The 11,494-nt window shown below is 73.9% G+C and carries 10 protein-coding genes; 1 reads left to right on the forward strand and 9 read right to left on the reverse strand.

Going from position 1 to position 11,494, the window contains the following annotated elements:
* From ABD323_RS33160 to ABD323_RS33185, 6 genes are all read right to left on the reverse strand, one after another.
* On the reverse strand, positions 1-1,086 hold a 1,086-nt coding region (locus ABD323_RS33160; protein WP_425556248.1), incomplete at its 3' end, for a hypothetical protein.
* Between the two features lie 262 nt (positions 1,087-1,348).
* Entirely contained in the window at positions 1,349-2,632 is a 1,284-nt protein-coding gene (locus ABD323_RS33165) for an LPXTG cell wall anchor domain-containing protein (protein ID WP_344445768.1), read from the reverse strand.
* Positions 2,633-2,938: 306 nt separating this feature from the next.
* Complete coding sequence (locus ABD323_RS33170) at positions 2,939-4,309, reverse strand: ABC transporter substrate-binding protein (RefSeq protein ID WP_344445769.1); 1,371 nt, start codon at positions 4,307-4,309, stop codon at positions 2,939-2,941.
* Between the two features lie 114 nt (positions 4,310-4,423).
* Positions 4,424-5,242, reverse strand: coding sequence for a carbohydrate ABC transporter permease (locus ABD323_RS33175; protein WP_344445770.1), 819 nt, complete (start codon positions 5,240-5,242; stop codon positions 4,424-4,426).
* Positions 5,239-6,147, reverse strand: coding sequence for a carbohydrate ABC transporter permease (locus tag ABD323_RS33180; RefSeq protein ID WP_344445771.1), 909 nt, complete (start codon positions 6,145-6,147; stop codon positions 5,239-5,241). The genes ABD323_RS33175 and ABD323_RS33180 overlap by 4 nt, the downstream gene beginning before the upstream one ends.
* Positions 6,148-6,335: 188 nt before the next feature.
* Positions 6,336-6,896 carry a GNAT family N-acetyltransferase gene (locus tag ABD323_RS33185; protein WP_344445772.1) on the reverse strand — a complete coding sequence of 187 codons (561 nt, stop codon included), beginning with the start codon at positions 6,894-6,896 and terminating at the stop codon, positions 6,336-6,338.
* A 227-nt stretch (positions 6,897-7,123) separates the two neighbouring features.
* On the opposite strand from ABD323_RS33185, the gene ABD323_RS33190 reads away from it, so the two are divergent.
* On the forward strand, positions 7,124-7,975 hold the full coding sequence (locus ABD323_RS33190) for a MerR family transcriptional regulator (protein ID WP_344445773.1): 852 nt from the start codon (positions 7,124-7,126) through the stop codon (positions 7,973-7,975).
* A gap of 36 nt (positions 7,976-8,011) precedes the next feature.
* Here ABD323_RS33190 and ABD323_RS33195 read toward each other — a convergent pair whose 3' ends face one another.
* From ABD323_RS33195 to ABD323_RS33205, 3 genes are all read right to left on the reverse strand, one after another.
* Positions 8,012-9,481 carry a CoA transferase gene (locus ABD323_RS33195; protein ID WP_344445774.1) on the reverse strand — a complete coding sequence of 490 codons (1,470 nt, stop codon included), beginning with the start codon at positions 9,479-9,481 and terminating at the stop codon, positions 8,012-8,014.
* Positions 9,482-9,502: 21 nt separating this feature from the next.
* Positions 9,503-10,336 carry a pentapeptide repeat-containing protein gene (locus tag ABD323_RS33200; protein WP_344445775.1) on the reverse strand — a complete coding sequence of 278 codons (834 nt, stop codon included), beginning with the start codon at positions 10,334-10,336 and terminating at the stop codon, positions 9,503-9,505.
* Between the two features lie 76 nt (positions 10,337-10,412).
* Positions 10,413-11,294, reverse strand: a complete 882-nt coding sequence (locus ABD323_RS33205; RefSeq protein WP_344445776.1) for a LysR family transcriptional regulator — start codon at positions 11,292-11,294, stop codon at positions 10,413-10,415.
* Positions 11,295-11,494 lie beyond the last annotated feature (200 nt).

Below are 11,494 nucleotides of genomic sequence, written 5' to 3' on the forward strand. Positions count from 1 at the left end.
GACGGAGCCGCGCGCGGACCCGCCAGTGCCCCGGCCCCGGCGCGGCTGTTTGGTCGGCCAGAGCAGCACGTAGGCCGTCGAGAGCACCACGAAGGCGAGCCGGACCAGCCCGCGCACCGAGTCGGAGGGGATGAGCAGCGTCCCGCCGTAGAGCGAGGCCAGCGCGATCCAGCTCCACCAGGGCACCAGCCGGCGCTGGCCGACCGCGTCCCAGAGCAGCGTGCCCAGCAGGATCGAGGCCGTGTAGTACGTGTAGACGCTCGGGTCGAGCAGGATCCGGGCGTTCGCCCCGACCAGCACCACCGCCGGCCAGCGACCGCGCCGCACCGCGAGCGCGCCCAGGCCCATGCCGATGGCGAACTGGGCCGGGCGGTCCCACCACGGGGTGGAGGGGTCGGAGACGCCCAGCCAGCGCAGCGAGGAGGCCGGCTGGTTGGGGATGGTGAACTTGGCGGCCGCCAGCGATCCCAGGTTGCCCAGGTAGAACGGCAGCCAGGCGATCGCGACCAGGCCGCAGAACCAGCCCAGGGTGCGCAGCCAGGTCGGCCGCGGCAGGGCCAGGACCAGCGGCAGGAAGGAGATCGCCCAGGGTTTGGAGTCCACCGCCAGGGCCAGGAAGATGCCGACCGCGGTGGGTTTGTTGCGGGCCAGCGCGTGCACGGCCAGCGTGGTGAAGAAGAGCGCCAGCACGTCGTCGAGGTGGGCGAAGCGCACCGAGACCTCGACCCACATCGGCATGAAGGCCAGACCCGCGATCAGGATCCGCTGCTGCAGCCGGCGGTGGTTGGTCCCGGTGCCGCGGTAGTACCAGGCGGCCGTGCGGCCCACCAGGACCAGCATCACCAGGCCGAGCGCCGACATCGTCCCCTCGGCCAGCAGCTGGCCGACCCGGTCGGGGAAGGGCGCGAAGAGCCGCGCGGCGGCCAGACTGACCGGGCCGATCTGCAGCTCCGGGTGGTGGGCGTAGAGCGAGAGCCCACCGCCGGACTGGTTGTTGAAGAGGAGCTGCTCGCCCTCGCGCAGGTAGTGCCAGGAGACGCCGCCGCTGGGCTCGACGATCAGGAACCAGGCGATCGTCCAGACCACCAGCAGGGCGTGGTGTCTGCGGATGGGAAGTCTCGCGATCCGGCCCGTGTTCGACTCGTAATCGGTCGGACTCTCACTCGCGCTCGCTCCGCGCACCTGTTCCTCTTCCCCGCACCGGCCCCCTCGGCCGGACATCCTATGCGATCAGTGAGAACAGCCGACCAATCCATGGCGTCCGGCGGAACGGCCGGGGCCCGTCCGAGCCACTGCTCGGAGGGGCCCCGGAGCGGAACCTCAGGGCCCGTTCGACGGACCTGCCAGGTCAGGCGTGCCGCGCACCCGACTTGCGGCGGCGCAGCAGCACCAGGGTGCCGACACCGGCCGCCAGCACGGTGGCACCGGCGATGGCGATCGGGGTCGCGTCGTCGCCGCCACCGGTGTAGGCCAGGCTCTTGTCGTTGGTCGCGGCCTGGGTCTTGGCGGCCTGCACCGCGGTCGGCGCGATCGGCAGGGCGACCGCCTTGGGCGGCTCGACCGGGAAGGTCACGATCGCGTCGCTGCTGGAGGAGGACGCCGACGCGGAGGGCTTGACCGTCTTGGACGCCGAGGCGGAGGCGGAGGCGGAGGCGGAGGCGGAGGCGGACTTGCTGGTGCTCGCGGAGGCGCTGGCCGAGGCGGAGGTGCTCGCGCTGGCCGAGGCGCTCGCCGACGTCGAGGTGCTGGCGCTGGCCGAGGGCGAGGCCGACTCCGAGGGGGAGGCGCTCGTCGAGGGCGAGGTGCTGGCACTGGTCGACGGGGAGGCCGAGGCCGAGGCCGACGGGCTGGTGGAGGTGCTCGCGCTGGCCGAGGCGGAGGGCGAGGTGCTGTGGCTCGGGCTCGGGGTCGGGCTGTCGTCGTCGCCGCCACCCTCCACGATGCAGAACCAGGACGGCGCGCTGTAGGTGAGCTGACCGGCCGCGGTGGGCTGCTGGTCGGCGTCCACCGGCGCCCAGTAGGCGAGGAACTGCGCCTCGGCGGGGCCGATCGGCGCGTTGTCCGGCAGGCCGAGCTTGACCTTGATGGAGATCGACTTGCCGGCCTGGACGAAGAGCAGGCCCTCGGCGGCCGGGCCGCCGTTGTCGTCGACCGGGCCGAGCACGCGCACGTCGGGCATGCTGTCCGGGATGACGCTGTGCTGCCAGTCCTTGTCCTGGGTGCGGCGGTAGTCCACGGCCAGCGACTTGTTGCTGAGGTCGTGGTCCTTGTTCTGGAACTTGATCGCCGGGTAGAAGACCAGGTCGGCACCGGAGCGGTTGGTCAGCTCGACGGTGAACTCGGTGTCCTCGTCGCCCGCCTCGATGCGGTGCGGCAGGTCCTTGACCTGGAGCTTGGGGCGGGAGTTCTTCGGGACGGCCTTGTCGACGTTGGCCTGGTCCGCGGCGGACAGGCCGGTCGAGTCGTCGCCGCCGGCGTCGGCGGAGGCCGACGCCGACGCCGAGGCGCTGGAGGCGATGGCGGCGAACGAGAGCGGGGCGTTGAGCGGGGCCGCCGAGGCCACGTGGGCCCCGGTCAGGATGACCGAGGAGGCCAGTGTGCCGGCAGCGGCAAGGGCAAGTCTGCGACGCATGGGTAGAGCACCTCACGGGGGATATGCACCGACCGGAAGCCGCCGGAGCGCGATGGCGTGCCGCTGCGCCCGGTTGGGTCGGCCCGGGGCGGCAGAGAGTCCGACGGAGACTATCGGACTGACAGCTCCTCATAGAAGTCGGGTTCGACACCGTCTCACGGGTATTTCGGAGCCCCTTGCCGCACACCGGCGCTCGGCATACGACGAAACCTGACGAACCCGCCGCAATCCCCGCACGGGGTGGGATGGCGGCGGGTTCGCACCGGGATCGCGGCGGGTTCGCGGCCGGGTCGGCCCGGCGGGGGGTCAGCCCACCGAGGTGTTGTAGCTGTCGATCGCCGGCTGGATGGCCTTCACGGCGTCCGCGAGCGCCTGCGCGGCCGGCTTGCCGCCGATGGTCTGCTGGATCGCCGTCTCGACGCCCTTGCGCGCCTGCGGCATCACCCCGAGCAGGCAGCCGGCCGTGGCCGGGGCGGCCTTGGTGGCGTGCAGCTCGTCGATCGCGGTCTGGAACTGCGGGTACTTCGCCAGCCAGGCCTTGTCCTTGGGGTCCTCCAGCGCCTTGCTGTTGGTCGGGAAGTAGCCGGTCCCGGTGTGCCAGGTGGCCTGCTGGGCGGGGTCGCTGAGGAACTTGACGAACTCCCAGGCGGCCCGCTGCTCGGCGTCCGAGTGCCCCGGTCCGTCGATCCACAGCGAGGCGCCGCCGACCACCGGGCCGCCCGCGTCGGCGTCGGTGATCTTCGGGAAGGGCGCGGTGGCCACGGTGAACTTGGCCGCCTGGGTGTAGCCGCCGAGCACGCCGGTGGACTCCAGGTTCATCGCCATCCGGCCGGCCTTGAAGGCGGCCTGCGCGTCGGCGGTGACCGGCCCGGTGTTCACCGCGTACCCGCCCTTGACCAGGTCAGCCCACCACTGCAGCACCTCGGCGCCCTGCGGCGAGTCGTAGACCACCTTGGTCGCCTTGGCGTCGCGGCCGTTGCCCTGGTCGCAGTAGAGGCTGCCGGACTCGGCCAGCAGCTGCTCGACGAACCAGCCGTAGATCGCGGCGCCGAAGCCGTACTGGGTGGTCTGGCCACTGCCGTCCTTGACGGTGAGCTTCTTGGCCGCCTCGCCCAGCTCGGCCAGCGTCCGCGGCGGCTGGGCCGGGTCGAGGCCGGCCGCCTTGAACGCGTCCGCGTTCAGGTAGAGCAGCGGCATCGAGGAGTTGAACGGCATCGAGTCGAGCTTGCCGCCGACCGTGTAGTAGCTGCGGATGTTCGGTTCGATGTCGGCCAGCTGGTAGCCGTCCTTGTCCACGAAGCCCTGCACCGGGACGGTCTGCTTGGAGTCGATCATGAACCGGGTGCCGATGTCGTAGACCTGCACCAGCGAGGGCGTGGCCTTCTGCTGCACCGAGGCCTTGTACTTGGCGATCACGTCGTCGTAGGTGCCCTGGAAGAGCGGCTTGACCTCGATCTTGCCCTGGTGCGCCTGGTTGAAGGCGTCGACCAGGCTGGTCAGCACGGTGGCGTTCTGGCCGGTCATGGCGTGCCAGAAGGTCACCGTGGTGACGCCCTTGGCGTCCGCGAGCGCCTGCGGGCCCGGCGCGCCCGCCTGGTCCGAACCGCTCTTGGAGCTGGAGCTGCAGGCGGTCAGGGCGAGCCCTGCCACGATGGTCGCGGCGATGAGTCTGCGCACGTCGAATCCCCTTGTCAGGTGCGGTGCAGTGTCAAGTGCGGTGCGGTCGGAGTCGGTGGCGGTGCGGTCGGTGGCGGTGCGGTCGGTGGCGGTGGCTGCGGCGGCCCGGGCGGATCAGCGCACGGCCCCGGCGGTCAGCCCGCGGACGATGAAGCGCTGCCCGAACACCACCAGGGCCAGCGTCGGCAGCAGCGAGAGCAGCACCCCGGCCAGGATCAGCCCGGGGTCGGCGGAGTCGGCCACCCGCAGGCCGGTCAGCCCGATCTGCAGGGTCTGCATCTGCGCGGTCCGGGTGATGATCAGCGGCCAGAAGTACTGGTTCCAGGCCGACAGGAAGACGTAGATCGCGATCGCGGCCAGCGAGGGCCGGTTCAGCGGCACCAGCACCCGCCACAGGAAGCGCCAGTGGCCGGCCCCGTCCAGCCGGGCGGCGTCCCGCAGCTCGGTCGGGAACTGCCGGAAGGACTGGCGCAGCATGAAGGTGCCGAACCCGGAGGCGAGGAAGGGCAGCACCAGCGCGGGGTAGCTGTTGGCCAGTCCCCAGTCGGAGAGCATCAGGTAGTTGGGGATCAGCACCGCCTCGCCCGGGACCATCAGGGTGGCCAGGAAGACGCCGAAGACGGCACCGCGCCGGCGCAGCGGCAGGAAGACCAGCGCGTACGCCGCCAGGATCGAGGTGAGCAGCTGGGCGGTGGTGATGGCGCCGGCGACGATCGCCGAGTTGGCGTACTGCCGCAGCAGCGGCACCGAGCGGGCCGCGCCGGCGAAGTTCGCCGTGGTGACGTGGTGCGGGACCAGCGCGGGCGGGTAGGTGGCCAGGTCGGCCGGGGTCATGAAGGCGCCCGCCACCACGTAGTACACCGGGAAGACCACGGTGAGCGCCGCCAGCACCAGCACCACGTGGACCGCTATCCGGCCCGACCGGTGTCTCATGTGTAGTGCACCTTCCGCTCGACCACGCCGAACTGCACGGCGGTACAGGCGAGCACGACCAGCAGCAGCACGACGGCCTGCGCGCTGGCCGTGCCGAAGTCGCTGGAGCCGTAGGCGAAGGCCTTCTCGTAGACGGAGTAGACCAGGGTGCGCGAGGCCCCGTCAGGGCCGCCCTGGGTGAGGATGTTGATCTGGCCGAAGCTCTGCAACGCGTTGATGGTGGAGACCACCACCAGGAAGAACAGGTGCGGCCCGAGCAGCGGCACGGTCACCGAGCGGGCCAGCCGCCAGCCGCTCGCGCCGTCCAGCCGGGCCGCCTCGGTGATCTCCGGGGTGATCGAGCCGAGTCCGGCGGAGAGCACCAGCACGTTGTAGCCGAGGTTCATCCAGATCGTGGCGGCGGCCACCGAGGGCAGCGCCCAGCGCGCGTCGGTGAGCCAGTCCACCGGGCCGGCGCCCAGCCGCGAGAGCAGCCCGTTCAGCACCCCGGTGGCCGGGTTGTAGAAGACCCCGAAGACCACCGAGGCGCTGGCCACCGAGAAGGCGAAGGGCAGCGCGAAGGCCGAGCGCAGCAGCCGCACCCCGCGGATCCGGCTCTCCAGCAGCAGCACCAGCAGCAGCGCGCCGAGCACCCCGGGCAGCACGGTCAGCAGCACGAAGAGCGCGGTGGTGGTCAGGGTCCGGGCGAACGCGGCGGAGGTCAGCAGGTCGGTGTAGTGCCGCAGTCCGACGTACTGCGAGGGGGCGCCGAACAGGTCGTTGCCGTGGGCGCTGAGGTAGAGGGTGCGGTAGAGCGGATAGCCGAGGAAGAGGGCGAAGACGACCAGCGAGGGCAGCAGGAAGGCCCAGGCCAGCACCCGCTCACCCGCCCGGCCGGGCGTGCTGGACGACGGCGGTCTCGGCATCCGGTCCCCTCCCCCACTGCCTGTCGACGTTCGCCCCGACCGTTTCGCGTCCAGGTGACTGCCCGGTAACCGGCTGGTGGCACCCGAGTGTCATGCCCACCACCAGATGCCGCCGAACCCCGCCTCCCGGACGAACCGGTCCCGCGGGGCGGGGTCGACGCCGCGGCGGTTCCGCCGGCGGCCACCGCTCAGGAGGCGAACGCCGAGGAGCCGGCCCGCTGTTCGGGCACCTCGCGGTCGGCGTAGACGTACAGCAACCGGCGGTAGAAGGGGTCCAGCCGCAGGCCGTGATCGACCATGCCGAGCCGCCGGACCACCGCCTGCGAACCGGGGTTGCCGGCGTGGATCCAGGCCACCACCGGCAGCCGCGGGTCGTGCGCGTGGGCCGCGGCCAGCGCCGCCCGGCCCAGCTCGGTGGCGTAGCCGCGGCCCCAATGCGCCGTCCCCAGACGGTAGAAGAGGTTCCAGTGGCCGCGTGAGCGCTGCGCCTGGACGCCGCCGAGGCCGACCACCACGCCGTCCTCGATCCGCCGGGCGGTCCAGTAGCCGATCCCCTCCGACCAGCCGGCGACGGCCCGTTCGATCAGGTCCCGGGTCTGCGCGGGCCCGGTGTGGCGGCCCTGCGGCAGGTGCCGCCAGGCGCCGGGATCCGCGTTGATCTCGTACAGCGCGTCGAGGTCCTCCGGGCCGACCGGGCTCAGCTCCAGCCGCTCGGTCCGGACGGTGTACGGGGGTTGACTGCCATTCATGGCGCGAGCCTAGGCCCGCGCCAGGGCCGCACCGAGCGCCGGTGGGCCCGGAGGGCGCGCAGCGAGCCGCCCGCCGCGACCGCGAACGGCAGTTGATCCCTACGGCCTGTCGCGTCCAGGCCGTGATGCGATATGTCGCTTATCGGGCGCTACCCTTGGCGCGTCATCGGCCCGGCCACCAGGTCGCTTGACCATGACACCGTGTCAGGGTCTGGAGTGGAGTCATCATGTTCACCATCGGAGACTTCGCCCGGCACGGCCGGGTCTCGGTCCGCATGCTGCGCCACTACGACGCCATCGGACTGCTGCGCCCCGCGCACGTGGACCCGGCCACCGGCTACCGCTCGTACCGCGCCGGGCAGCTCGCCCGGCTGAACCGGGTGGTCGCGCTCAAGGAGCTCGGCTTCACCCTCCAGCAGGTGCAGACGATCCTCGACGAGCAGGTCGGGGTCGAGGAACTGCGCGGGATGCTGCGGCTGCGACGGGCCGAGTTGGCCGAGGCGATGGCCGAGGCGGCGGCCCGGCTGACCCAGGTCGAGGCGAGGCTCCGGACGATCGAGAGTGAGGGACGGATGGACACCAACGATGTGGTGCTCAAGCGGATCGCGGCGGTGCGGGTGGCCCGGCTCAGTGCCACGGTCGCCGGCTACGACCCGCAGGACATCAGCCCGGTCATGGGCCCGCTCTTCGACCGGCTCTGCCGCCAGGTCGAGGCCGCCGGTCTGACCGGCACCGGCGCGATCGCGTACTACGAGAGCACCGGGGACGGCAGCGGCGGCGTGCTCGCCCACGCCGCCGTACCCCTGGCCGCCGGGGCGGGTACGGAGCTGCGGACCGGTGCGGACGGCACCGTCGACGGGGCCGACTTCAGCATCGTGGACCTGCCCGCGATCGAGGCGGCCACCATCGTGCACCGCGGCTCGATGGACGACGTGATGCCCACCGTGCAGGCGCTGGCGGGCTGGATCGACGCCAGCGGCTACCGGTCCGTGGGCCTGAGCCGCGAGCTCTACCTGGAGTGCCCGGCGGACCGGTCCCAGTGGGTGACCGAGCTGCAGGAGCCGGTCGGCGCCGTCTGAGGCGCCGCCGGGCCCCGCGCACCGGACGCCACCGCCTCAGCGCCAGGACGGGCGGTCCGTGCCCCAGCGGCCCGGGCCGCTCGCCCAGTCGGTCGGCGCGCCGCGGTAGCCCAGCGGCGGGCGGGCGTAGCGCAGCTGGCCGTAGGGGCTGCCGGTCTCGCCGAGCCGCTCGGAGGCCGGACCGGCCGTCGCCTCGGGACCCGAACCACCGAAGTCACCGGAGTCCCCGGAGCCGCCCCGTCGGGACGCCATGCCGAGCAGCCAGTCGGCGGTCCCCGCCAGCGAGAAGCGCAGGTGCGCGCCGCGGCCGTCCGCCTGGCGCTCGGTCAGCGCGCGCAGCACACCGGCGGCGAGCAGGTAGCCGGTGCCGTGGTCGAGCGCCTGCGCGGGCAGCACCCCGGGCGCGCCGTCGGGGCCGGCCTCCAGGACGGCGATGCCGCGGGCGGCCTGCACCAGGCTGTCGAAGCCGCGCCGCCCGGCCCACTCCCCGCTCCAGCCCCAGGCGCAGAGCTGGGCCACCACCAGGCCCGGGTGACGCCGGAGCAGGTCCCCCGCGCCCAGCCCGAAGGCGTCCAGGGCGGCCGGGCGGTAGCCGGTGACGACCACGTCCGCGGTGCCGAGCAGCTCCTCCAGCACCGCCCGGTCGGCGGGCAGCGCCAGGTCGAGGCAGGCCGAGCGCTTGCCGAACCCGGTGTCGGCGTGCGCCTCCGGGCTCTCCGGCAGCCGCGGGGAGTCGATCCGCAGTACGTCCGCGCCGAGCAGGGCCAGCGTGCGGGTGGCGACCGGCCCGGCGATCACCCGGGTCAGGTCCAGCACCCGTACGCCGGCGGCCGGCAGCGCGGCCGGTGCCAGCGCGCGGCCTGCGCCGGCCACCGGGCGGGTCAGTTCCACCAGCGGGTGGCGGGCGGCGTGCCCGGCGGCGGGGGCCGGCGGCGCGACGGCGACCGCGAGGCCGCCCGCCGCGTACACGGCCTCCTGCACCTCGACGGCGGACCGGCCGGCCAGCTCCCGCGCCAGCCGCCCCGGGTCCGTCCCGGTCGCCGGCAGGTCGAGGGCGGCCAGCAGCCGGGCCCGGTGGTGCGGGTAGTTGGCGTGGGTGCGCAGCCAGCCGTCGGCGGTGCGCCAGAAGCCGGAGAGCGGGGCGAAGACGGTCGGCGTGCGGCCGTCGATCCGCAGCCGCAGCTCGCTGACGAACGCCGCCGCCACCGCGTCCTCGTCCACCAGCACGTCGGGCGCGCTCGACGCGCCGCCGCCGGCCGCCAGCAGCACGGCGGCCGCCAGCGAGCAGACCCCCACGCAGGCCCGGGCCAGGCGCCGCACCGGCAGCCGGGCCGGCAGCGTGCCGGGGGCGGGCCGGTAGCGGATCCCGGCGGCCGGCTCGTCCGCGCCGCCGAGCGCCGACCAGGCGTGGGCGGTGTCCGGGTCGGGCCCGTCGTGGTGGGGCGCCGCGTGGTGGGAGCCGTCCTGGTGGGGCGCCGCGTGGTGGGGCGCTGCGTGGTCGGTCATACCGCCATTGTCGGGGGCGTGCTACCAGTGCGCGGGGCGGGTCAGCCCGGCCGGGATCCTGGTGGCCGCGTCACCCTTGGCCGCGTTCAGCTGGGGCTGGGTCAGGAAGATGCTGCCGGTCAGGTCGGCTCCGGCGAGGCGGGCGTCGCGCAGGTCCGCGCCGATCAGGTCGGCCAGCCGCAGGTCGGCGCCGGTGAGGTCGGCGGCGATCAGGTAGGCGCCGCGCAGGTTGGCACCGCGCAGGTCGGCGCCCTTGAGCCGGGCCCCCATCAGGTCGGCGCCGCGGTGCTCCTTCTTCCGTCCCCGGACCTCGGCCCGCACCAGCTCGCTGGTGCGCAGCAGCAGCACGTTGACCGGCTCGCGCAGCTCACCGACGTCCAGCGCGGCCAGCTCCTCGGGCGTGCCCGCGGTGCGCGCCTCGACCGCCTCCCGCAGCCGCGCCAGGTCCGCGTGGAGCGGGGCGGCCGCGGGCAGGGCCAGCGCCTGGGCGAGGTAGAAGAGCAGCTCGTGCAGCTGGCGCACGACCGGGAACACGTCGAACATCAGGCGGGCCGTCTTCGGCGCCTGCCGCCAGTCGGTGCCGCCGAAGGTGACCTGGGAGACCTGCTGCCCGGCCCCGAAGCAGTCGTAGACCGTGCAGCCGGCGAACCCCTTGCCGCGCAGCGTGGTGTGGATGCCGCAGCGGAAGTCGCTCTGCAGGTTGCGGCAGGGCTTGCCGGCCTCCTTGGTGATCGCGAAGTCGGCCGAGGCCGCGAAGGGCAGGGCCACGCAGCACAGTCCGAAGCAGTTGGCGCAGTCACCGCGCAGCACCGGCAACTGCGTCCGCTGCTCGGCGGTCTCGGGCTTCTCGGACACCGTGGCTCGTTCCTCTCGCTGGTGGGCACCGGTCACGAGTAGAGCCGACACCGGGGGCGGTGGTCCAATTCGCCGGCTAGGACCTCTCGGCGGCGGCCGCTTCGCGCAGCTCGCGGATCAGGGCGCGCACGGCCAGCGTCCGGGCCGACTCGGGGGTGGTGACGTAGCCGACGGTCCGGGTGGGCCGGCCGGGCCCGAGGTCGGTGACGGTCACGCTGGCGGGCGCGTCGAGCACGGCGAGCCGCGGCATGACGGCCATCCCCAGTCCGCGGGCGACCATCGAGAGCACCACGCTGTCCTCACCGGCGTCCAGCGTCACCGGCGGGATCCAGTCCTGCTCGGACCACCACCGGCGGGTGTAGGAGGAGCAGTTCTCCGCCCAGTCGATCAGCGGCAGGCCGCGCGGATCGGCGCTGCCCACCGGGTGGACCAGCGCGTACTCCTCCTCGAACAGCCCCACCGCCAGCACTCCGCCCGGCAGCGGCGAGCTGCCGCCCAGGGTGGCGATGCCGAGGTCGGCGCGGCCGTCGGCGACCTCGCCCGCGGTGCCGCGCCCCACCTCGGGCACGATCCGCACCTCGGGCGCCAGGCCCGGGTGACGGGAGGTCAGCCGCTCCAGCGCGGCCGGCAGCAGGTGGACGGCGGCGCTGCGGAAGGCGGCGATCCGCACCGCACCGGTGAGCACTCCGCTCGCCGCGCCGCGCGCCTCGTTGGGCAGGGTGTCGAGCAGCCGCAGGATCCGGCGGGCGTGCGCGGCGGTGCGCTCACCGGCCGGGGTGGGGCGGGCGCCGTGCCGGCCGCGCTCGAAGAGGACCGCGCCGATCTTGCGCTCGCAGGCACTGACGGCGTGCGAGACGGCGGACTGGGTCAGGCCCAGTGCCCCGGCCGCCGCCGTGAAGCTGCCGGTGTGCTCGACGGCGACGAGGATGCGCAGTTCGCGCACGGCGAGGTCGGTCATCCCCGCACCGTACCGTCGGCCGCCGGGCCGTGCGGTCGACCGGCGGGCCGTGTGCTGTCGACCGCTGGGCCGCACGGTCGCCCGCCGGGCCGCAGAGCGCCGCGGCGCCACCGGAGGGTTCCGGTGGCGCCGCGGTGCTTCCCCGGTGTGGACGCGCCGGGGGGCGGCGGGGGGGGGGGGGGGGTCGGAGGGGGGGTGCC

Source organism: Kitasatospora nipponensis, from assembly GCF_039528135.1.
GTDB classification, from domain to species: Bacteria; Actinomycetota; Actinomycetes; order Streptomycetales; family Streptomycetaceae; genus Kitasatospora; species Kitasatospora nipponensis.